The 20,590-nt window shown below is 63.3% G+C and carries 20 protein-coding genes; 7 read left to right on the top strand and 13 right to left on the bottom strand.

The window, feature by feature from the left end:
• Positions 1 to 40: 40 nt before the first annotated feature.
• Entirely contained in the window at positions 41 to 835 is a 795-nt protein-coding gene (locus tag NKJ58_RS06925) for a L,D-transpeptidase (RefSeq protein ID WP_023705536.1), read from the bottom strand.
• 176 nt (positions 836 to 1,011) lie between these two features.
• Here NKJ58_RS06925 and NKJ58_RS06920 point away from each other — a divergent pair, with 176 nt between their 5' ends.
• Positions 1,012 to 2,484 (top strand): MATE family efflux transporter, encoded by a 1,473-nt coding sequence (locus tag NKJ58_RS06920; RefSeq protein ID WP_023712449.1) that lies wholly within the window; start codon positions 1,012 to 1,014, stop codon positions 2,482 to 2,484.
• Between the two features lie 3 nt (positions 2,485 to 2,487).
• On the opposite strand, the gene NKJ58_RS06915 is transcribed toward NKJ58_RS06920, so the two are convergent.
• Positions 2,488 to 3,696 (bottom strand): MFS transporter, encoded by a 1,209-nt coding sequence (locus NKJ58_RS06915; RefSeq protein WP_023690889.1) that lies wholly within the window; start codon positions 3,694 to 3,696, stop codon positions 2,488 to 2,490.
• 153 nt (positions 3,697 to 3,849) lie between these two features.
• On the opposite strand from NKJ58_RS06915, the gene NKJ58_RS06910 reads away from it, so the two are divergent.
• Positions 3,850 to 4,425 carry a TMEM175 family protein gene (locus NKJ58_RS06910; RefSeq protein ID WP_023682120.1) on the top strand — a complete coding sequence of 192 codons (576 nt, stop codon included), beginning with the start codon at positions 3,850 to 3,852 and terminating at the stop codon, positions 4,423 to 4,425.
• 12 nt (positions 4,426 to 4,437) lie between these two features.
• On the opposite strand, the gene NKJ58_RS06905 is transcribed toward NKJ58_RS06910, so the two are convergent.
• Positions 4,438 to 4,719 (bottom strand): hypothetical protein, encoded by a 282-nt coding sequence (locus tag NKJ58_RS06905; protein ID WP_023668298.1) that lies wholly within the window; start codon positions 4,717 to 4,719, stop codon positions 4,438 to 4,440.
• Between the two features lie 131 nt (positions 4,720 to 4,850).
• On the opposite strand from NKJ58_RS06905, the gene NKJ58_RS06900 reads away from it, so the two are divergent.
• On the top strand, positions 4,851 to 5,717 hold the full coding sequence (locus NKJ58_RS06900) for an SDR family NAD(P)-dependent oxidoreductase (RefSeq protein WP_023815565.1): 867 nt from the start codon (positions 4,851 to 4,853) through the stop codon (positions 5,715 to 5,717).
• A 26-nt stretch (positions 5,718 to 5,743) separates the two neighbouring features.
• Here the strand turns inward: NKJ58_RS06900 and NKJ58_RS06895 are convergent, their stop codons facing one another.
• The 3 genes from NKJ58_RS06895 to NKJ58_RS06885 form a co-directional block, all read right to left on the bottom strand.
• A complete protein-coding gene (locus NKJ58_RS06895) occupies positions 5,744 to 6,175 on the bottom strand; it encodes a low affinity iron permease family protein (RefSeq protein ID WP_023750938.1) in 432 nt (143 codons plus the stop codon).
• A gap of 381 nt (positions 6,176 to 6,556) precedes the next feature.
• Positions 6,557 to 7,198: an LbetaH domain-containing protein gene (locus NKJ58_RS06890; RefSeq protein ID WP_023733062.1), complete on the bottom strand. Its 642-nt coding sequence runs from the start codon at positions 7,196 to 7,198 to the stop codon at positions 6,557 to 6,559.
• A gap of 60 nt (positions 7,199 to 7,258) precedes the next feature.
• Positions 7,259 to 7,777, bottom strand: coding sequence for a CreA family protein (locus tag NKJ58_RS06885; RefSeq protein WP_023753104.1), 519 nt, complete (start codon positions 7,775 to 7,777; stop codon positions 7,259 to 7,261).
• Between the two features lie 181 nt (positions 7,778 to 7,958).
• Here NKJ58_RS06885 and NKJ58_RS06880 point away from each other — a divergent pair, with 181 nt between their 5' ends.
• From NKJ58_RS06880 to NKJ58_RS06870, 3 genes are all read left to right on the top strand, one after another.
• Positions 7,959 to 8,534: an SCO family protein gene (locus NKJ58_RS06880; RefSeq protein ID WP_023682124.1), complete on the top strand. Its 576-nt coding sequence runs from the start codon at positions 7,959 to 7,961 to the stop codon at positions 8,532 to 8,534.
• Positions 8,535 to 8,616: 82 nt separating this feature from the next.
• Positions 8,617 to 9,489, top strand: coding sequence for a 50S ribosomal protein L11 methyltransferase (locus NKJ58_RS06875; protein WP_023682125.1), 873 nt, complete (start codon positions 8,617 to 8,619; stop codon positions 9,487 to 9,489).
• 105 nt (positions 9,490 to 9,594) lie between these two features.
• On the top strand, positions 9,595 to 11,439 hold the full coding sequence (locus tag NKJ58_RS06870; protein WP_023682126.1) for an aminopeptidase P family protein: 1,845 nt from the start codon (positions 9,595 to 9,597) through the stop codon (positions 11,437 to 11,439).
• Here the strand turns inward: NKJ58_RS06870 and NKJ58_RS06865 are convergent, their stop codons facing one another.
• Both NKJ58_RS06865 and NKJ58_RS06860 read right to left on the bottom strand, forming a co-directional pair.
• Positions 11,440 to 11,736 carry an AzlD family protein gene (locus NKJ58_RS06865; protein ID WP_023682127.1) on the bottom strand — a complete coding sequence of 99 codons (297 nt, stop codon included), beginning with the start codon at positions 11,734 to 11,736 and terminating at the stop codon, positions 11,440 to 11,442.
• On the bottom strand, positions 11,733 to 12,461 hold the full coding sequence (locus NKJ58_RS06860) for an AzlC family ABC transporter permease (RefSeq protein WP_023739853.1): 729 nt from the start codon (positions 12,459 to 12,461) through the stop codon (positions 11,733 to 11,735). Before NKJ58_RS06860 ends, NKJ58_RS06865 begins: the two co-directional genes overlap by 4 nt.
• A 116-nt stretch (positions 12,462 to 12,577) precedes the next feature.
• On the opposite strand from NKJ58_RS06860, the gene NKJ58_RS06855 reads away from it, so the two are divergent.
• The gene (locus NKJ58_RS06855) at positions 12,578 to 13,336 is read left to right on the top strand and encodes an SDR family NAD(P)-dependent oxidoreductase (RefSeq protein ID WP_352519885.1); all 759 of its coding nucleotides are present in this window, start codon (positions 12,578 to 12,580) and stop codon (positions 13,334 to 13,336) included.
• 22 nt (positions 13,337 to 13,358) lie between these two features.
• On the opposite strand, the gene NKJ58_RS06850 is transcribed toward NKJ58_RS06855, so the two are convergent.
• The 5 genes from NKJ58_RS06850 to lpxC all read right to left on the bottom strand — a co-directional run bounded on the left by NKJ58_RS06850 (position 13,359) and on the right by lpxC (position 20,339).
• Positions 13,359 to 14,051 carry a DUF2461 domain-containing protein gene (locus NKJ58_RS06850; protein ID WP_023688039.1) on the bottom strand — a complete coding sequence of 231 codons (693 nt, stop codon included), beginning with the start codon at positions 14,049 to 14,051 and terminating at the stop codon, positions 13,359 to 13,361.
• Entirely contained in the window at positions 14,051 to 16,255 is a 2,205-nt protein-coding gene (gene ligA / locus NKJ58_RS06845) for an NAD-dependent DNA ligase LigA (RefSeq protein ID WP_023699601.1), read from the bottom strand. Before ligA ends, NKJ58_RS06850 begins: the two co-directional genes overlap by 1 nt.
• Positions 16,256 to 16,366: 111 nt before the next feature.
• Positions 16,367 to 18,040: a DNA repair protein RecN gene (recN, locus tag NKJ58_RS06840; RefSeq protein WP_023697015.1), complete on the bottom strand. Its 1,674-nt coding sequence runs from the start codon at positions 18,038 to 18,040 to the stop codon at positions 16,367 to 16,369.
• Between the two features lie 218 nt (positions 18,041 to 18,258).
• The gene (locus NKJ58_RS06835) at positions 18,259 to 19,128 is read right to left on the bottom strand and encodes an outer membrane protein assembly factor BamD (protein WP_023668284.1); all 870 of its coding nucleotides are present in this window, start codon (positions 19,126 to 19,128) and stop codon (positions 18,259 to 18,261) included.
• Positions 19,129 to 19,391: 263 nt separating this feature from the next.
• On the bottom strand, positions 19,392 to 20,339 hold the full coding sequence (gene lpxC / locus NKJ58_RS06830) for a UDP-3-O-acyl-N-acetylglucosamine deacetylase (RefSeq protein ID WP_023668283.1): 948 nt from the start codon (positions 20,337 to 20,339) through the stop codon (positions 19,392 to 19,394).
• Between the last annotated feature and the right edge of the window lie 251 nt (positions 20,340 to 20,590).

The raw sequence follows: 20,590 nt of genomic DNA, 5'->3' as shown, positions 1-20,590 counted from the left end.
TCTAACCGTCTGTCAGCGATCAGCGATGCCGTGAAGGCACCTATTTCAAAATCTCCGCATCCCTTGGCACGCCGGCATCGATCGGCTCGGCGGTCCGGCTCGACACAGCCATGATCTTGCCCGCGGCCGACAGGTTCGGGCGCACATAGACCTGGGCTACGCCGTTGACCCGGCTGTAGAGGTCAATGATGTCCTGGTTCATGAAGCGCACGCAGCCTGACGACGCGTTCTTGCCGATGGAATCCCATTCCGGCGTGCCGTGCAGCCGGTACATCGTGTCCTTGCCGTCGCGGAACAGATAGAGCGCGCGCGCGCCGAGCGGACTCTGCGGTCCGGGCGGCATGCCGTCCTTATATTTCGCCAGTTCCGGCCGGCGCTGGATCATTTCCGGCGGCGGCGTCCACACCGGCCATTTCTTGCGCGCCTGGATCACGGCGCTGCCGGTCCAGCCAAACCCGGCCTTGCCGAGGCTGACGCCATAGCGCATTGCCTTGCCGCCGTCGCGCACCAGATAGAGAAAATGCTCGGATGTATCGACGACGATCGTGCCGGGTTTTTCGCCGGTCGGATCGTCCACGATCTGGCGCACGAACTTCGGATCGAGCTTGGCCACGGGGATTGCCGGCAATGAAAAGCCCTCATCGACGCGCGCCGAATACATGGTGGCGGCATCGCCGAAAGCGGGCTCGGGTGCGGGTGCCGGCGCCGGCGTCGGCGGTACTGCCACATCAGTGGTTGTGCAGGCCGAAAGTGCCATGGCAGCGGCACCCAAAGCGGATGCTCCCAGAAACGCGCGCCTATTCAGGCGCTCGGAAAATAATGGATTGTCGGACATGATCCCCCCGGTTTGCGGCCCCTCGCGGCGATGACCCATAGCCCATTACGCAAGCTTTGAGAACCTGATCGCCTCAGCCGCGTTAAGCTTGATGTTCCAATGCCGCATCGACCTTGTCCGTCAAATCGGCGATCATTGCCGGGCGGACTTTGAGATGAACCTTCGCCGAACAGCCCATGGACGAAAAAATACCACCGCGCCGGCGCACCGGCGACCTGACCAGCGGCCCGATTCCGCGCACGCTGCTTTTGTTCGCTCTGCCGGTGCTCGGCTCCAATGTGCTGCAGTCGCTCAACGGTTCGATCAACGCTGTCTGGGTCGGCCGCTTCCTCGGTGAATCGGCGCTGACCGCCACCTCCAACGCCAATCTGGTTCTGTTCCTGATTCTTGGCACCGTATTCGGCATCGGCATGGCCGCCACCATCCTGGTGGCGCAATCGGTCGGCGCCCGCGACCTGCCCGAGGCGCGGCGCATCGTCGGCACCAGCGCCAGCTTCTTCTTCCTCGTCTCGGCTATCTTCGCCGTCTGCGGCTGGATCTGGGTCGACGCCATCCTCAACACACTGGGCACCCCGCCCGATGCGCTGCCGCTGGCGCGCTCCTATCTGCGCATCATCTTCGTCGCCGTGCCGATGATGAACCTTCTGTCCTTCGTCATGACGGTGCTGCGCGGTGCGGGTGATTCGCGCACGCCATTCTTCTTCATGGCGCTCGCGGTCGTGCTCGACATCATCCTCAATCCGCTGCTCATTCGCGGCATCGGCCCCTTCCCCGAACTCGGCATCGCCGGCTCCGCCACCTCGACGCTGATCGGCCAGACGGTGAGCGTGATCGCCATCCTCGTCGTGCTTTATGCCAAAAAGCATCCGTTGCGGCTCGCCGGCGCGAACCTCGCTCTGCTGCGGCCGGATCCGGCGCTGCTCAGGATCGTCGTCTTCAAGGGCGTGCCGATGGGCCTGCAGATGATCGTCATTTCGGCGGCGGCGCTGACCGTGATGGGCATCGTCAACTCCTATGGCTCGCAGGTCGCCGCCGCCTACGGCATCGCGGCGCAGCTGTGGACCTATATCCAGATGCCTGCACTGGCGATCGGAGCCGCAGTCTCGTCGATGGCGGCCCAGAATGTCGGCGCCGGGCGCTGGGACCGCATCGGTCGCATCGCGGCGTCCGGCGTCGGCTTCAACCTGGTGCTCACCGGCGCCCTGGTGGCGCTGCTGTTCCTCTTCGACAGGCCGGTGCTCGGCCTGTTCCTTAGCCGCGACAGCACCGCAATCGACATTGCAGCCCACATCAACAAGGTGGCGTCCTGGTCGTTCATCCTGTTCGGCGTCACCATCGTGCTGTTCGCCACCGTGCGCGCCACCGGTGCCGTGATGCCGCCGCTGATCATTCTGGTGATTTCCGTGCTGGTCGTGCGTACCGGCTTTGCCTACTTCTTCAGGAGCTACATCGGCGAGGAAGCGCTGTGGTGGAGTTTTCCGGCGGGATCGATCACCTCGCTGGTGCTGGCCGCCGCCTATTATCGCTTCGGCCGCTGGCGCACCATGCACATGATCGAGGACCGGCCGGCCGCCGGCGAGCCGCCCGACACCGGCCTCGGCATCCCGCGCGGACGGGCAAACATGGCGCCCGAGACGCCAAACGGGTGAGGCTCAGCGCGCGTATTTGACGCCGAACCCCAGCGCTACGACAGAGAACAGCGTGATCATGCCGGCGAAGGCCAGGCTTGCCGTCGTCGGAGTGGCCCAACTCGACAGCAGCCCAATGCCGATCACCGGCAGCGCATTGCCGCAGAAGCAGCAGATGAAGAACGCCGACACCAATTCGGCGCGACGCTCGGCAGGTGCGATCTGGTTCACCACCTGCAGGCCGCCGCGATAGCCGAGCGCCGCCGCCACGCCGCACACAGCGGTGGCGGCAACCATCAGGGACATCGACGCGAAAAACTGAGCAGCAACCATCAGCCCTACGGCCGGGATCATCAGCGCCAGCGCGGCCAGCATGCCGGCGCGGCTGGACAGTCGGGTCGTGGCCAGAATGGTCGCGGCCGCAACGATCGACAGTTCAAAGAACAGCGCGCCGGCCTCGGCATGGTTGGCCACATGCAGTTGCTGCGCCAGGATGCTCGGCGCCAGGGCTGCATAGAAGCCGACCAGCGCCATGGCGCCGAAACCGGTGACCGCCGGCGCCACGAAGGCAGCGCGGATATCGCTCGGCACCGATAGCCGTGGCCGCAACGAAACGTCGGTCAGCCTGCCCGGCCGGGACACGGTTTCGCGGGTACGCCAGATCAGCAGCGTCACCACCACCAGCAAGGCAAGATAGACCGCAAACGTTAGTCTCAACGGCCAGGGCGCATATTCGGCGAGCAGGCCCGATGCCAGCGCGCCGAGGCCAAGGCCAACGAAGTTGGTGCTGGTGGCGATGATTGCCGCGCGCGATTTGTCCTTACCTTCGATCAATTCGGCAAGCCAGGCCGTGCCGGTTCCAGCGCCGACGCCGATGCCAAGGCCGCTCAATATGCGGGCGACATCGAGCCATGCGACATTCTCGGCCAGCAGGAACACCACCGCGCTGACCACCGCTATGGCCATCGACGCCAGCGCCGCAGGACGGCGGCCAATGCCGTCGGACAAGCGCCCGAACATCAGCAATGCGCCGAGATTGCCGACGACATAGACGGCGTAGACCAGCGTCAGCGTGATCTGCGAGAAACCGAAGGCCTGCTTGTAGATGACGTAAAGCGGCGTCAGCACCGTGCTGCCGGCGAACAGCGCGGCGATCATGGCGGCAACCGCGGCCATCGCGGGCCGGCCATCGAGTCCGTTGTCGCGCGTCGTGGTCTCGGCATAGCTGGTCATGGCAACCTCCGGCCAATCGCCCAACGCCCAATTGCGCCCCAACGTCCATGTAAGGATGGCCGTTCCACGCGCCGAACTTCATCCTGACAACCTTGTCAGGATGGTCTTGCCCGAAGTCCTCGCTTAACGTCTTTCCATCGAGAGGGAGAAACCATGGGAAAAGGTAGAGTCGAGGCATTCACCGATGGGGTGGTCGCCATCATCATCACCATCATGGTGCTGGAGCTGAAAGTGCCGCATGGCGAGGATTTTTCAGCGCTTCTGCCGCTGTGGCCGATCTTTTTCAGCTATGTCTTGTCGTTCATCAATGTCGGCATCTACTGGAACAATCTGCACAACATGTTCCACACCGTCCAAAGGGTCGACGGCCGCGTGCTGTGGGCCAACCTCAACCTTCTGTTCTGGTTGTCGCTGATGCCGGCAACGACGGCCTTCATGGGCGAGAACCATTTCGCGCCGGTCCCCGTCGCCGTCTATGGCATCGACCTGGTGCTGTGTGCGGTCGCCTACACCTTTCTCGCCACCAAGCTGCACCATTTGCACGGCAACGACACCGCCTTCGCCAAGGCGCTGGGCAATGACCGCAAGGGCAAGATCTCGGTGGCCCTCTACGCCGCAGCCGTCCCGCTTGCCTTCGTCAACCAATGGATCGGCGTTGCGATCTTCGTGCTGGTGGCCGCCGTCTGGTTCGTGCCGGACACGCGTTTTTCGCGGGTGCTGGAAAAGTAGCGTAGGACGTCTCTACTTGCGCATCGCCTTCAGCTTTTCGGCAACCGACGCCGCAAGGTCGGCATAGCGCTCCTCCAGCCGCTCGGCCGCCTTGATGATCGAAAAATCATGGCCGAATTTTTCCAGCGCCATGCGCAATTTCTCGACGAACTCGGCCTGTTTTTCGAGTGCCGAAAACAAGGTCTTCACCTGCGCTTCGCTTATGTCCGGATTGGCAAGCATCTGTGGCACCTCGCGGCCCATCTGGTCGCCGGTGGCGGTCTGCTCCTTCAGGATCGCAACCCAGTCGGTCAATCGGCAGTCTCCTGTTCAGCCGCAGCATGCACGGCCGCCGTTGATGCGGTCAACCCGAACACGCGGGACGGCCTTGCACGATGCGCGTCCCGCGCTAAGTTCGGCGCCACCCGAACCCTAGGAAAAAGATCATGACCTCCGACGCCGAAATCCAATCCGCTTTGCCCGCCCTCAACCGAGGCAACGTCGCCGTCGTCACCGGGGGCGCCAGCGGCATCGGGCTTGCCGCCGCCAAAAGGCTGGCGGCTATGGGCATGAGACTGGTGCTGGCCGACATTGGCGGCGCGCGCCTCGATGCGGCCCGCCAGGCAGTCGCCGCGATCACCGGCGAGAATGCCGTGCTTGCCGTCGCCACCGACGTGTCGAAGGCCGACGAACTCGGCCGGCTGGCGGAAAAGACGCATGCCGCTTTCGGCGCCGTATCGCTGCTGATGAACAATGCCGGCGTCGGCAACAATCCGGGAAAACCGTGGGAGAACGGCGACGCCTGGAAGCGGCTGATCGACATCAATTTCTGGGGCGTCGTACATGGCGTCGAGGCCTTCGCTCCGGCCATGCTGGCCTCCGGAGAGCCTGGCCTGATCATCAACACCGGCTCCAAGCAAGGCATCACCACGCCACCCGGCAATCTCGCCTACAACGTATCCAAATCGGCATTGAAGACGTTCACCGAAGGCCTGGCGCACGCATTGCGCAACGAGCCGGGCGCGAAGGTCGCGGCGCATCTTCTCATTCCCGGCTTCACCTTCACCGGCCTCACCGAAGGAGCGGTCGAAAAACCCGCTGGCGCCTGGACCGGCGAGCAGGTGGTCGACTTCATGCTGGCTTCGCTGGCGCGCGGGGACTTCTACATCCTGTGCCCCGACAATGAGGTGATGCGGCCGACCGATGAAAAGCGCATGGCCTGGGCGATCGGCGACATCATCGAGAACCGGCCTGCTCTCTCGCGCTGGCACCCCGACCATAAGGACGCTTTCGCGGCCTTTATGGGAAACTGATCGTCGAACTCAGCCAAAGCCGAGACTCAGGCGGGCGCGCGTTTTTTCGCGGTGCGCTTTTGCGCGACGGCCTTCTTGCCCGCCAGTTCGGCGAGCTCGTGGTCATGGCGTTTTGCCGCCCGCTCGCATTTGTCTCTGATCTCCTCGACCTCGGATTCGGTCAGGTGCTCGATGCCGATGAAATGATTGTGGCCCTCGCTGACGCGGATCAGTTCGTCGAGCTTGGCCTGAACCGCGGCGCCGTCGCGGTTCTGGGTGTTCTGAATCAGGAACACCATCAGAAAGGTGATGATCGTCGTTCCCGTGTTGATGACGAGCTGCCACGTATCGGAGAAGCCGAAGAATGGCCCGCTTACCGCCCAGACGATAACGATGGCGCAACAGGCGATGAAAGTCGGCGGCAGGCCCGCCAAGTGCGAAACGGTGTTGGCGATTCTGGTAAACAGCTTTTCGATCATTCACATCCTCGACCGTTCAAAGCGCGACGAGCTGACCAAGGCCGCATTCATCGCTCCAACAATAAACAACCGGCAGCCGCTTCCGGTTCCCTGTCGCAGAGGGCATCGCTGGTGCAATTGTATGCACGCCAAAGGCGCAGCGCCGTGAAAAGCCGCCTTATCGGTTTGTTGCCATAGTCGCCATGCAGGCCAAAACCTGTTCGTTCCGCTTCACGGCGGATTTGTCTCCAAGCCCCTTCCGCTGCGCCACCCCCGCATGGCGGAAGGGGTCCGTTGCGTTGCCGCAGACCGGCGGAACTCTTCCCGACACGTGCCGTTCAGAATTTTGGCGCCAGGATTTCGGCCAGCCAGTCGATGAAACCGCGCACGCGCGGCGAGCTCTCAGGAATGCTCTTGCTCCCAACGATCGAGGAAATCCTCAATCGGCAAGGCCTGCATGTCGGGAACCGCTTTGGCGAGTTTCTCCGGCGGCCAGTCCCACCAGGCAAGGCTTTCGATCCGCGCCGCGATCTCGGAGGGAAAGCGCATGCGCAACGGCTTCGCCGGTACGCCGGCGACGATTGTGTAGGCCGGCACATCCCGCGTCACCACCGAATTGGCGCCGATGATGGCGCCATTGCCGATGCTGATCTCGGGCATGATGACGGCACCATGGCCGATCCAGACATCGTTGCCGATGCCGACCGCCTTGGCCTGCCGCCGCGCGCGGAACGCCGCGTCGACGCCCAGCCAGCGGAAATACTCGTTCGGCCGGTAGCTGAGCTTGTGCTGCGTGATCCGCTCGATCGGATGCTCCAAGGCATTGATGCGGCTGTTGGCGGCGATCGAGCAGAATTTTCCGATCGTCGTGTAGATCGCCTCGGCGTGGCGCTCGAAATAGGAGAAATCGCCGACATTGACCTCGCGCAGCACCACCCGTTCGCCGATCGAGGCATAGCGGCCAAGCTTGCACGCTTTCAGCTCCGCGGTCGAATGGATGCGCGGCTCGGGATCTTTCAGGACGAGGTTTTCGGTACGGTCCATCTGGCGGATTTACCCCCGCGCAATTGCGGAAGCAATTGTCGCGTTGCGCCCGGAGGATCGTTATTTCGGCTTGCCGCCGGTCCACACCACGTTCTGGCCGAACAGCGGCACGGTCGTCACCGACATTTTCGCCGAGCCGTCCTGCACTTGGCGCGAATGCGAGAGATAGATCAGCGTCTCGTTCTTCTTGTCGTAGATGCGGTTCACCACCTGCTTCTTCCAGATCAGGCTGATGCCTTGCTTGAACACCTCTTCGCCGCCCTCGCTCATGTCGATGTCGCCGATGGTGATCGGCCCGGTCTGGCGGCAGGAGATCGAGGAATCAGACGGATCCTCGAACCAGTTGCCCTTGTGCAGCCGGTCGATGACGCTGCGGTCGAAATAGGAGACATGGCAGGTCACGCCGTCGATCTTGGGATCCTTGATCGCCTCGACGATGATGTCGTTGCCGACCCAATCGACGCCGACCTTGCCGACTTCCTCTGCCGCTGCGGCACCGGCGCCAAGGGCAATGCATGCGGCCAGCGCGCCGCCGATCAGTTTCTGCCCAATCCGTCTCTGCCCAGTCCGTCTTTGCAAGGGAGCCTCCTCAGGTTCAGTTTGCCGGTCTCAGGTGGGATAAGGGCCAGCTGTTTGCAAGGTAGCGCCCAGCCCGGTTGCGGCAACGCGGCATCTTTGCCTTGCCCCCTGCGACCGGCTAAGACTGCTCGCCAACAGGAGCGCCGATCCGGCGCTCGATTTCTGCGACGGACACTTCCTGATGATGCGTTCAATTCTGGTCGGCATTCTGGTTCTGATGGCGGCGGGCATCGGTTGGCTCACCTTTGACTTCTATCGCGGCCACTATGGTGGCGAGCCGTATGGTGCGCCATTCACGCTGGTCGACCAGAAAGGCGCGCCGATCACCGAAGCCGCCTTCAGGGGAAAACCCAGCATCGTCTTCTTCGGCTTCACCCATTGCCCGGAAGTCTGCCCGACCACTTTGTTCGAAATGGCCGGCTGGCTGAAGGCGCTGGGCGACGACGGCAAGAACCTCAACGCCTACTTCGTTACAGTCGATCCAGAGCGCGACACGCCGCCGGTGATGAACACTTACGTCAGCAATTTCTCCGACCGCATCGTCGGCATATCGGGCGATCCCGACAAGGTGCACGCCATGGCGAAGTCCTTCAACATCTACTGGAAGAAGGTCGACACCGGCGACGGCGATTACACGATGGACCACACCGCCTCCGCGCTGCTGCTCAACGCCAAGGGCGAGTTTTCGGGCACCATAGCCTATGGCGAAAGCGCCGATACCGCGATCGCCAAGCTGAAGCGGCTGGCGGCAGGCTAGGCATGATCCCGAAATGTGGAATCCGGTTTTCTCGGACAGAAAAGTGTTTTCCAGAGATCATGCTCAAGCAAGAGAACAGCTGATGGGTCAGACCAGGCTCCACTTCATCGCTGGGAAGATCGAGGCCGACCGCATCTTTGCCGCGCTCGAGCCAGCTTTCGAGGATGAAGGCCTGCCGATCGCCGTGCTCGAAGTCGATGAAGACCGCGACATCTACGAGGTTTCGCTCTACACCGACGGCAATGTCGACGCAGTTGAGGCGCGGCTAAGGGACAGCCTTGCCGGACTGTCCCTGTCGAAGCCGATCGAGCGCGAGGTTCTGCCCGACATCGACTGGGTGGCGCGCTCGCTGGAGGGACTGAAACCGGTGCGCGCCGGACGTTTCTTCGTCCATGGCGCGCATGACCGCCGGAAGCGCCACAGCGGCGAACTCGCCATCGAGATCGAGGCCGGCCTTGCCTTCGGCACCGGCCATCACGGGACCACTGCCGGCTGCCTCGAAATGCTGGAACGGGTCGTGCGCCGCGAACGTCCCAGGAATGCCCTCGACCTCGGCACCGGCAGCGCGGTGCTGGCGATCGCCGTCGCCAAACTGGCGCATATTCCGGTGCTGGCGACCGACATCGATCCGATCGCCGTCAGGGTCGCCGCCGCCAACGCCCGCCTCAACCACGTCAAGGCGCTGGTTGAAACGGTGACGGCGCCCGGCTTCCACCACCCGATCTTCGGCAAGCGGGCGCCTTTCGACCTCATCGTCGCCAACATATTGGCGCGGCCGCTGATGCGGCTGGCGCCTGAGATGGCCAGGCACATCAGCCTCGGCGGCTCGATCGTGCTGTCCGGCATCCTCGAGCGCCAGTGCAACGCGGTGATCTCGGCCTATGTCGGCCAGAATTTTCGCCATGTCAGGACCTTGCATCGCGAAGGCTGGGTAACGATCCACCTGAAGCACTGAGACGCAACGCGCTTTGGACCAATCCGAGCCTGTTGCGATTGGCGAAAATCGATTCCGGTTTTCCGGGTCATGCGCTACGGTCGCGCCCGATACAGGAGGCATACCATGTTCCAGACCTTCGATTCCGCAGGCGACCCGAGCGTCGGCAAGCCGCGCGTGACGTTGCTGCGGCGATGGCTGGCGGATAATGGCCTCGACGGTTTCCTGGTGCCGCGCGCGGACGAGCACCAGGGCGAATATGTCGCCGATCGCTCGGCGAGGCTGAAATGGTTGACCGGCTTCAGCGGCTCGGCCGGCGTAGCACTTGTGCAGCGTGACCGCGCCTTCATGTTCGTCGATGGCCGCTATACCTTGCAAGTGCGCCACGAGGTCGATCTCGACATTTTTGCGATCGAGAGTCTCGTCGACAACCCGCCGGCCTCCTGGATCAAGGACAATCTCGGCAAGGGCGCCACGCTTGGCTTCGACCCCTGGCTGCACACGATTGGCGACATCAAGGCGCTGAAGGCTTCGGCCGAGCAATCCGGCGCGACGCTGGTGCCGCTGGACAATAACCCGATCGACATCATCTGGAAGGATCAGCCGGCACCACCGGCGGCGCCAGTCGAAATCCACCCGATCGGCTTTGCCGGGGAACTGGCGAAGGACAAGCTGGCGCGGCTGGCGGCGGCAATCGGCAAGGAGGGCGCGACGCACGCCGTGCTCACCGATCCCTCCTCGATCGCCTGGGCCTTAAACATCCGTGGCGGTGACGTGCCGCACACGCCGCTGGCGCTCGGCTTTGCGATCCTTGCAGCAGATGGCAAGCACCAGCTGTTCATGGACAGCCGCAAGTTTTCGCGCACGGTTGCCGCCTATCTCACCCAACTCGCCGATCTGCACGAGCCCGGCGAATTCGAGGCGGCGGTCGTCGCCCTTGCCAAGGGCGGCGCCAAGATCGCGCTCGATCCGGTGCTGGCGGCAGAAAAGCTGAGAATGCTGGTCGAGGACAATGGCGGCGCCGTCGTCCTGGCGCCCGATCCCGCCCGCATTCCGCGCGCCACGAAGAACCAGGCGGAAATCGCCGGCAGCCGCGCGGCGCACCGCCGAGACGGGGCGGCGGTGGCGAAACTGCTGTGCTGGCTGGAACGGCAAAAGCCGGGCACGCTCGACGAAATAACCGTTGTCACCAAGCTGGAGGAGGTGCGCCGGCAGACCGGCGAGGAAACGCAGATGCCGCTGCGCGATGTCTCCTTCGACACCATTTCCGGCAGCGGTCCGAACGGCGCCATCATGCACTACCGCGTGTCGCGCGCCACCAACCGCGAGTTGGCAAAGGGCGAGCTGTTCCTGCTCGATTCCGGCGCCCAGTATCAGGACGGCACCACCGATATCACCCGCACGGTGCCGATCGGCCAGCCGACCGAGGAGATGCGCGAGCGCTTTACGCTGGTGCTGAAGGGCATGATCGGCATTTCGACGCTGCGCTTTCCCGCCGGCACGCGCGGCTCGGAAATCGACGCGGTGGCGCGCATGGCGCTGTGGAAGCATGGCTGCGACTTTGCCCACGGCACCGGCCATGGCGTCGGCTCCTATCTGGCGGTGCACGAAGGGCCGCAGCGCATCGCCCGCACCGGCACCGAAAAGCTGCTGGCCGGCATGATGCTGTCCAACGAGCCCGGCTATTACAAGGAAGGCTCCTACGGCATCCGCATCGAGAACCTGATCCTGGTGACGCCGGCCGAACAGGTGGAGGGCGGCGACATCGCCATGCACGGTTTCGAGACGCTGACGCTGGCGCCGATCGATATCAGGCTGATCCGCACCGACCTTTTGACGCGCGAGGAGTTGCACTGGCTGGATAGTTACCATGCCTGGGTGCTGGCCGAGATCGGCCCGATGCTCGACGGCGAGACGCTGGCCTGGCTGGAAAAAGCGACAGCGCCGCTGCCGCACGACGCGAAGATTTGATTACCCGACGAACTGCCGTGCGATAATAAGTACGGCAGCCCCTGCCAGAAACATCGCCATCAGTCCGCCGCGCAGCGAGACCACAGCGGCGACGACCAGTGCCGCCCATTCCGCCGGTCCGGCGCTGAGTGCGGCGGGCGCCACCAGCGTCGTCAACACCGCCGCCGGCACGGCGTTCAAGCCAGCCTCGACGCGTGGATGGATGTGGTCGAAGCGCGAGATCACCAGATGGCCGCCGACGCGGGTGAGATAGGTGGCGATCGCGCCGGCAATGATGATCCACAAAGTCGCGCTCATCGTTTTGCCTCCACACCGCTATGGTGCGGCGGCAGGATGACGGCCAGAAGCACGCCTGCAACGGCGCCGATGGAGACGTGCCATGGCGATCCCACAGTTTTGTAGGCAATGATCGACGCCGCGGCGCTGGCGATCACCACCGGCAGCCACAGTGGCCGGTTGCGAAAGCCCATGACCAGGCCAAGGAAATAGATCGGCAGCAGGAAGTCGATGCCGAGCGCATGCGTGTCCGGGATCAGCTTGCCGAACACCGCGCCCAGCGCGCTCTCGATCCCCCAGAACACATAGACCGGCAGGCCAAGCCCCATGTACCAGGCAAAGCTAACGGTCTCGCCGGCTTCGGCCTTACGCTCGGCCACCGCGAATTGCGGATCGGTGAGCACGAAATAGCCCAGCGCTTGGCTGATAACCGGCCAGTGCGCGATTCGCCGGCCGATGCTGGCGGAGTAAAGCACGTGACGGAAGTTTACGGCGAAGATCGACAGCACGATCAGCCATGGCGCGACATGCTGGCCGAACAATTCGATGCCGACCATCTGGCTGGCGCCGCCGAAGATCAGCGCGCTCATCAAGAAAGCTTCGAGAACGGAAAAGCCGTTGTCGACGGCGATGGCGCCGAACAGCAGCCCAAATGGCGCCGCGGCGACAACCACCGGCATCGACAGCCGCACGCCGTCCCAGAAGTCGCTGGCCACGGAATTTTCGCTTAAGGTCTCTGCCGACATGTCACATTCCCATCTCGCGCTGCTATGTAGGAGCCGGCGTTTGAAAAGTCAGACGAATTCGCTTGAGCCAACAAATCAGCGAAACTGATGTTGTAAAAACAAATGAGGGGGTTCGGATGATCGCTTATGACTTCACCGGCAGGCACGCGGTCGTCACCGGCGCCGGTGGCGGTATGGGCGAGGCGATCTCGCTGGCGCTGCTCGATGCCGGCGCCTCGGTCACCGCCATCGACGTCAAGCCGCGTCCGGCGTCGCTTGCCGCCTATGACGACCGGCTCACCTTTGCCCAGGGCGACCTCACCGACGCCGCCTTCGTCGAGCAGACCATCAATGCCGCGGGCCGCGAGCGCGGCGGCATCGATTATCTCGCCAATGTCGCAGGCGTGCTCTGGTTCGGTCGCGACAAATCGGCCCTCGAGATAGACCTCGATGTCTGGGATCAGGTCTTCAACATCAATCTGAAATCCTTCGTCCACACCGCGCGGGCGGTGGTTCCGCATATGCGGGCCGGCGGACGCGGCGGCGCCATGGTGCACTTCTCCACCATCCAGTGGTATCGCGGCGATCCGACCCCGCAGGATGCCTACCAGGCATCGAAGGCCGGCGTCTGTGCGCTGTCGAAGTCGCTCGCCATGCAGTTGGCGGGCGATGGCATCCGCTCCAATTCGATCTGCCCGGGAATGGCGTTGACGCCGCTGCAGGCGCGCTGGGACACCGAAGAGAAACGCGCGGCCGTTGCCAATTATGCGCCGCTCGGCCGCATCGGCACGCCGCAGGACATGGCCAATGCCGCGCTATTCCTGCTTTCCGATGCGGCAAGCTACATCACCGGCATCGAACTGGCAGTCGACGGCGGTCTTTTGATGCGGATGTAGCCGTGCAGTGCGCCGGGCTGATTTAGCTCCGCGGTGCCGTGCCCTGGATCGCCCTGCCCCAGTCAAGCAGCGGCTTGGCGCGCAAGGCGAAATCGACAAGCTCGTCGACCAGCGTCGGCGCGTGAATTCCAGCCGGATCGATCATGTGCTGGACATAGAAGTGCCGGTTGCGGATGGCGTCGACAAGATCGGGTTCGTTGACCTGCTCGAAGCCGCGCGGCGTGCGCTTCATGCGGCCCTCGGTTTCAAGTTCGAAGCCGTTTTTCTTCAGCGTTGAGAGCAGTTTTCGGAACTCGGCCGGCCGGGCGACGATCGCCTTGCGCATCGCCAGCAGCAGGGACGGCTCCGGATTCCACCAGGCGACATCGGCAAAGCAGCGGTCGATCCCGACATAGACGAAGAACACGCCCTGCTCCATCTTGGTGCCATCCGGCGACAGCATGGCCGACAAATGCTGGTTGTAGGGCCGCTTGTCCTTGGCGAAGCGCACGTCGCGGTTGATGCGAAACAGTGACTTCTTGCGGTCTCCGCGCAAGCCCAGACCCGCCGCCGCGAAGCGCTCGGTCAGCGTCTCGACCAGATCGCAGAACGGCTCATGCAACTCGCTGTCGTAAAGCGCGCGGTTTTCCTGGAACCATTCGCGGCTCTGGTGGAAGTCGAGCGCCTTGAGGAACGGTAGGGCCTTTTGCCCGAACCCTTTGAACGAACCGGCCATCACGCCTTGCCGACCCGTTGCAGCCAGGTGTCCTCGTCGATGACTTCGACGCCGAGTTCGCTGGCCTGCTTCAGTTTGGAGCCTGCGCCCGGCCCGGCCACCAGCAGATCGGTCTTCGCCGACACCGAACCCGCCACCTTGGCGCCGAGCCGTTCGGCCATCGCCTTGGCTTCGGAGCGTGTCATCTTTTCCAGCGTGCCGGTGAAGACGATGGTCTTGCCGGCAACCTCGCTGTCGGCCGACACGGTGACGACATACGGCTTCGGCTTGACCTGTTCGAGCAGTCTGTCGAGCACGTCGTCATTGCGTTCATTGCCGAAGAAATCGCGCAACGCATCGATCACCGTGTCGCCAATGCCGTTGATGGAGGGGAAGACGCTGTGCGGATCCTCAGCCGCCGCCGTTTCCTTGCCGACGCGGATCAGCTGCTCGATGGTCGAAAACGTCCGGGCAAGCACGGCCGCCGTCGTTTCGCCGATATGGCGGATGCCGAGTGCGAAGATGAAGCGGTCGAGCTCCGGCTCGCGGCGCGAATCGATGGCCGCGAACAGCTTGTCGAGGCCTTCATAATTGCGGTCCTCGACACCGCGCACATTCTTGCGCGCCTTGCCCGATGCCGCCTCGCGCTGCCTGGCCTGCTCCTCGCGCCGCTCGGCCAGCGCCCTGGTGACGGCCGGGCGGCGATCCCTGAGGGTGAAGATATCGGCGGCGGTCTTGACCAGTCCCGAATTGAAGAACAGGTCGATATTCTCGGCGCCCAGCCCCTCGATGTCGAGCGCGCCGCGCGACACGAAATGACGCAGCCGCTCCACGGCCTGCGCGGCGCAGATCAGCTCGCCGGTGCAGCGCCGGCGCGAATCCTCCTTGCCGGTCTTCTCGTTGATTTCGCGCGTCGCCGGCGAGCCGCAGACCGGACAAATGTGCGGGAATTCGTAAGGCACCGCATCAGCCGGCCGCTTGTCGACGACGACGCTGACGATCTGCGGAATGACATCGCCCGCCCGTTGTATGACAACCGTGTCACCGATGCGGACATCGATGCCGTCGCGAATTGGCAAGCCGTTGCTGTCAAAACCCTTGATGTAGTCCTCATTGTGCAGCGTGACGTTTTCGACCACCACGCCGCCAACCGTGACCGGCGCCAGCCGCGCCACCGGCGCCAGCGTACCGGTACGACCGACCTGGATGTCGATCTTCTGCACCGTCGTCATCGCCTGTTCGGCCGGGAATTTGTGCGCAACGGCCCAGCGCGGCTCACCGGTGACAAAGCCCCAGCGACGCTGCAATTCCAGCTGGTCGACCTTGTAGACGACACCGTCGATGTCGTAGCCGAGCGACGAACGCAGCTCCTCGATCTTGTGGTAGTGCGCGATCAGCTCCTCGACCGACTTCGCCCGCACCATCAATGGGCTGACCTTGAACCCCCATTCGGCGAATTTCTGCACCGAATCATATTGGGTCGGCGCCGGATCCGCTGTCGTGTAGCCCCAGGCATAAGCAAAAAATTTAAGATTGCGGCTGGCGGTGACGGACGCATCCTTCTGTCGCAAGGAGCCCGCTGCCGTATTGCGCGGGTTGACATAGTCCTGGCCGCCCACCGCCGCCGAGCGGGCCTTCAGTGCCTCGAATTCCGCATAGGTCATGTAGACTTCGCCGCGGATCTCGATGGTCTCGGGCCAGCCCGATCCTTTGAGCTTGGCGGGGATGTCGGCGACGGTCCTGAGATTGGCGGTGATGTCCTCGCCGACAGCGCCGTCGCCGCGCGTAGCACCCTGCACGAACACGCCGCGTTCATAGCGCAGCGACGCCGACAGTCCGTCGATCTTCGGCTCGGCCGTAAACGCGATGTCGAGATCCTTGTCGCGGTCGAAGAAGCGCCGGCCACGCTCGATGAAATCGGTGACGTCCTCGTCTGTGTAGGCCTTGGCGAGGCTGAGCATCGGCACCGCATGGCGCACCTTGGCAAAGCCTTCCGCCGGCGCGGCGCCGACCCGCAGCGAGGGCGAATCCTCGCGTACCAGACCGGGAAACCGCTCCTCGATGGCAAGGTTGCGCCGCCGCAGCGCGTCATATTCCGCGTCCGTAATCGTCGGCGCGTCCTCGGCATGATAGCGCCTGTCATGACCGGCGATCTCCTCGGCCAGCCGCTGGAGCTCATCCGCGGCTTCGCTTTCGCTCAACGATTCGACTGGCTTTTCAGACATGCAGCGGTCCCTGGACAGTGGCGCGACACCATAAATCAGGATTTCGGAAAAAGCATTCCTGAACAGCGGGATGGAGCCATATCCTGACTCAGTCCGAAAGCCTTGCGACGACTACGCTGCAGCAATATTCTCGCGTAGCAGCCGTTCGGCGGCTGCGCGCGCCTCTTCGGTGATGGTGGCGCCGGCCAGCATGCGCGCGATCTCTTCCTGGCGCGCCGCCCGGTCCATTTCGGCGATGCCGGTGGCGACCTTGTCCGAGCCGCCGGATTTGGAGATCAGGAAATGCGTTGCCGCGCGTGCCGCCACTTGCGGAGCATGCGTGACCGACAGCACCTGCACGCGCTTCGACAGCCTGGCCAGCCTTTGGCCGATCGCATCGGCCACGGCGCCGCCGACGCCGGTGTCGATCTCGTCGAAGACCAATGTCGGCGCCGAGCCACGGTCGGCCAGCGCCACCTTGAGCGCCAGCAGGAAGCGCGACAGCTCGCCGCCGGAGGCGACCTTCATCATCGGCCCAGGCCTGGTGCCGGGATTGGTGCGCACCCAGAACTCGACCTGGTCGATGCCTTCTTCCATGCGGTTCTCGCCATCGCTGGCCAGTTCGACGATGAACTCGGCCCGTTCCAGCTTCAGCGCTGGCAGCTCGGCCATGACAGCCTTGGTCAGCCCGACCGCCGCGGCATGGCGAAGCGAGGACAGCTGGGCTGCGGAGATATCGTAGGCCTCGCGCGCCGCCGCGGCCTGCTTTTCCAGGACATGCAGGCGCCCCTCGCCGGCATCGAGATCGGCAAGGTCGGCCAACATGGTGTCGCGCAGTTGCGCCAGATCGTCGACAGCGACACTGTGCTTGCGTGAGGCCGCACGCAGCGAAAACAGCCGCTCCTCCGCCTTCTCCAGCCGCTGCGGGTCGTATTCGGTAGCGCGCAGTGCCGCCTCGACGCCCGATTGCGCTGCATCCAGCGACAGCATCGCCTCATCCAGCGACTTCACCACATCCTCGAGCAGGCCCGGCGCTTCGCTGGCCTTGCGCTGCAGGCGCCGGAGCAAACTGGCCAGTTGCGGCAGTGGCGAGGACGGGCCTGACAGCACATCCTGCGCATCGTGTATTTCCGAGGCGATCTTTTCGGCCCGCATCATCGTGGCGCGCAATTCGGCCAGTTGCGTCTCTTCGCCGGGCTGCGGATCGAGCTTTGCCAGTTCCGCCACCGAGGCCCTGAGATAATCGGCCTCGCGCGCCGCCGCCTCGACCTTGGCGCGGTGCCTGACGAACTCCTGCTCGGCGCCACGCCAGTAGCGCCACGCCTCGCCGGTCGCGCGGGCAGCGCCCAGATGGCCGCCAAAACTGTCCAGCAATTCGCGATGGGCGCCGGGATCGACCAGAGCCCGCTCGTCATGCTGGCCGTGGATCTCGACCAGCGCGTGGCCGATGTCGCGCATCAGGGTGACGCTGGACGGCTGGTCGTTGACGAAGACACGGGTGCGGCCATCCGCGGTCTGCAGCCGGCGCAGGATGATGTCGCCGTCATCCTCGATGGCGTTTTCGGCCAGCAGCGCGCGCACCGGGTGGTTGCGCGGCACATCGAAGACGGCAATGACCTGGCCCTGTGCCGCGCCGTGGCGCACCAGCGAGGCGTCGCCGCGCGCGCCAAGCGCCAGCGACAGCGCGTCGAGAAGGATGGATTTGCCGGCGCCGGTTTCACCGGTCAGCACGGAAAGGCCGGGCTGGAAGTCGATATCCAGCTTCTCGATCAGGACGATATCGCGGATCGACAGTCTGGAAAGCATCAGAACCCGGACCTCAAGCAATTCCGGGAAAAGTGCGTAGCGGTTTTCCGTCCGGAATTGCGTAGAACAAAAAGTTAGGACGGTTCAGCGCCTCAATCAAACCACTGAACCGCTGTGAAGCGGCATGCGACCGATGGAGTCGCAGCGCCGCACTATCTTTTTGTTTGAGCGTCGGATCAATCCGAAAAGCGCGTTCCGCCTCAGTCGATGCTCGGGCGTCAGGCGCCGGTGATCAGCTTGCCGGCCTTGGATATCCACGATCCGGCATTCTCGCGCGGCTCAAGCCCGTTGCTCTGCAACAGCTTGTAGGTATCCTTGTACCATTGGCTGTCGGGATAATTGGTGCCGAGCACAGCAGCGGCGGTTTGCGCTTCCGAGGTCAAGCCCATGGCGTAATAGCTTTCGGCCAGACGCGCCAGCGCCTCTTCGACATGGCGGGTGTTGGAATAGTTCTCGACAACGTTGCGGAAGCGCTTGACGGCAGCAATGTATTCGCGCCGCTCGAGATAATAGCGGCCGATCTGCATCTCTTTGCCGGCCAGCTGGTCGTTGGCGAAACGGATCTTTTCCTTGGCGTCGTCGACATATTCCGACGTCGGCCAGCGCGTCACCAGATCCTGCATCGTCTGCACGGTCTGGCGTGCTTCCTTCTGATCCTGGGTGACGTCCTTGATCTGCTTGTAGTAGCTCAGCCCGATAATATACTGGGCGTAAGCCGCGTCGTCGGTCGACGGATAGAGCGTGAGATAGCGCTTGGCCGAGCCGATCGCTTCGTCATAACGGCCGGCGCGATAGTCGGCGAAGGCGCCCATCACCATCGATTTGCGGGCGAATTCCGAATAGGGGTGCTGGCGGTCGACGGCGTCGAACTTCTTGCTCGCCTCATCCAGGCGGCCGGCATTGAGATTGGCAAGGCCTTGATTGTAAAGGACGTCGGCCGGTTCGGTCTGGTCGACATAGGTCGACAGGTCGACGTCTTTCTCGGACGACATGCAGGCCGAGAGGAAGAGCGATGGCACAACCACCGAAAGCGCCAGGAAAACAGCCCGATACGGCGCTTTCGATTGACCAACTCGCTTGAAGAACATGATTGGATTGCGCCCTTTCGGCGTTAGTTCAATGCCTTTCGCATGGCGTTCCCTCAAAACTGATCCCCACTTTTGAGCGACATGCGCCTAACAGACGGCAGCAGCCATAAACCATAACTGCCTTGCCCAGCAACGCTATGTCTAGCCAATCGCACATTTTTGTGGCGGCTTGGTGTTGCCCCGAATGCTACGCACTTTCACTGGCCGGTGATGCTTTCGTGCAACACCGGCCAGCGTTCAGAGAGCCAGAAAATCGTTAAGAATCAGATCACCCAGGGCGCAAAGACAGGGCCGGTGACGGCGCTCATCTCGGCGGTGCGGCCGCGCTCGCGGCGCGTGGTCTCGACGACCTCGAAGGCCGAACGGTCGGACAGAAGCCGCCGCAAAGCAGCCGCATTCATCCGGTGACCGCCGCGATAGGAGCGGAAGCAACCGATGAAACGGGCGCCGGCCAGCGCCAGATCGCCCATCGCGTCCATCGTCTTGTGGCGAGCGAACTCATTGGGGTAGCGCAGGCCGCCCATGTTGATCACCCGGTTGTCGTCGCCGATCACCAGCGAGTTCTCCAGCGAGGAGCCCAGCGCATAGCCGGCCGCCCACAGCCGCTCGACATCCTTCATGAAGCCGAAGGTGCGGGCGCGCGCGATATCCTGGCGAAAGATGTCGGGGTTGATGTCGGAGGCGAATAGCTGGCGGCCGATCGCCGGGCTTTCGAAATCGATCTCGACCTCGAAGCGCGTGCCGCTATAGGGCCTGAACTCGGCCCAGGACGCGCCATTCTCGATGCGGACGGGCTTGACCACCCTGATGTAGCGGCGCTTGACCGCCAGCGTCTCGATGCCGGCTTGGTCGATGGCTTCCACGAACGCCACCGCACTGCCATCGAGGATCGGAACCTCATGACCGTCGATCTCGATGACGATGTTGTCGATGCCGAGCCCGAAAAGCGTCGCCATCAGATGTTCGACGGTGGCGATATGCTCGCCTGCCGGATCGCCGAGCATGGTGCAGAGATCGGTCGCGCCGACTTCAGCAACCAGCGCGCGGAACTCGCGGCTCTCGCTTCCGTTCGAAAGGTGGAAGAGCACGCCGGTGTCGGCGTCCGCAGGGAGGAAATTGACGGTGACCGGTTTGCCGCTGTGAACGCCGGTACCGGTCAGCGTTGCACGCGATTTCAGTGTCGTCTGATAGTCTTGCAAGACAAACCCCATAGCCCAAACGCCTAAGTCCGCTTTAACCCAAAAGGCGCGGCTCTTTTTTATCGGCAGGCAGGGCCACTTCCCCGAATCCCAGCACACCGAAAGTGCTGCCGCAAAGATAATGGTCTGTCAGGGAGACTCCAAATCACGGTTTCTTACTCTGTGTAACCGCGACAGACCTTGAGCGTCACATCGTAACGCCTTGTTATTAAACCCCTTTAAACGTTAACAGGCAGACAATCTCTCGTCTGCCTGTTAACAAG

Source organism: Mesorhizobium sp. M0139, from assembly GCF_040322455.1.
In the GTDB taxonomy this organism is placed as follows: Bacteria; Pseudomonadota; Alphaproteobacteria; order Rhizobiales; family Rhizobiaceae; genus Mesorhizobium.
This window is presented reverse-complemented; position numbering and strand designations above follow the sequence as displayed.

Excerpts from the sequence above, each read along its gene's own strand:
- NKJ58_RS06925 (WP_023705536.1), bottom strand. The coding sequence starts at position 835 with ATGTCCGACAATCCATTATTTTCCGAGCGCCTGAATAGGCGCGCGTTT.
- NKJ58_RS06920 (WP_023712449.1), top strand. The coding sequence starts at position 1,012 with ATGGACGAAAAAATACCACCGCGCCGGCGCACCGGCGACCTGACCAGC.
- NKJ58_RS06915 (WP_023690889.1), bottom strand. The coding sequence starts at position 3,696 with ATGACCAGCTATGCCGAGACCACGACGCGCGACAACGGACTCGATGGC.
- NKJ58_RS06910 (WP_023682120.1), top strand. The coding sequence starts at position 3,850 with ATGGGAAAAGGTAGAGTCGAGGCATTCACCGATGGGGTGGTCGCCATC.
- NKJ58_RS06900 (WP_023815565.1), top strand. The coding sequence starts at position 4,851 with ATGACCTCCGACGCCGAAATCCAATCCGCTTTGCCCGCCCTCAACCGA.
- NKJ58_RS06895 (WP_023750938.1), bottom strand. The coding sequence starts at position 6,175 with ATGATCGAAAAGCTGTTTACCAGAATCGCCAACACCGTTTCGCACTTG.
- NKJ58_RS06890 (WP_023733062.1), bottom strand. The coding sequence starts at position 7,198 with ATGGACCGTACCGAAAACCTCGTCCTGAAAGATCCCGAGCCGCGCATC.
- NKJ58_RS06880 (WP_023682124.1), top strand. The coding sequence starts at position 7,959 with ATGATGCGTTCAATTCTGGTCGGCATTCTGGTTCTGATGGCGGCGGGC.
- NKJ58_RS06875 (WP_023682125.1), top strand. The coding sequence starts at position 8,617 with ATGGGTCAGACCAGGCTCCACTTCATCGCTGGGAAGATCGAGGCCGAC.
- NKJ58_RS06870 (WP_023682126.1), top strand. The coding sequence starts at position 9,595 with ATGTTCCAGACCTTCGATTCCGCAGGCGACCCGAGCGTCGGCAAGCCG.
- NKJ58_RS06865 (WP_023682127.1), bottom strand. The coding sequence starts at position 11,736 with ATGAGCGCGACTTTGTGGATCATCATTGCCGGCGCGATCGCCACCTAT.
- NKJ58_RS06860 (WP_023739853.1), bottom strand. The coding sequence starts at position 12,461 with ATGTCGGCAGAGACCTTAAGCGAAAATTCCGTGGCCAGCGACTTCTGG.
- NKJ58_RS06855 (WP_352519885.1), top strand. The coding sequence starts at position 12,578 with ATGATCGCTTATGACTTCACCGGCAGGCACGCGGTCGTCACCGGCGCC.
- NKJ58_RS06850 (WP_023688039.1), bottom strand. The coding sequence starts at position 14,051 with ATGGCCGGTTCGTTCAAAGGGTTCGGGCAAAAGGCCCTACCGTTCCTC.
- ligA (WP_023699601.1), bottom strand. The coding sequence starts at position 16,255 with ATGTCTGAAAAGCCAGTCGAATCGTTGAGCGAAAGCGAAGCCGCGGAT.
- recN (WP_023697015.1), bottom strand. The coding sequence starts at position 18,040 with ATGCTTTCCAGACTGTCGATCCGCGATATCGTCCTGATCGAGAAGCTG.
- NKJ58_RS06835 (WP_023668284.1), bottom strand. The coding sequence starts at position 19,128 with ATGTTCTTCAAGCGAGTTGGTCAATCGAAAGCGCCGTATCGGGCTGTT.
- lpxC (WP_023668283.1), bottom strand. The coding sequence starts at position 20,339 with ATGGGGTTTGTCTTGCAAGACTATCAGACGACACTGAAATCGCGTGCA.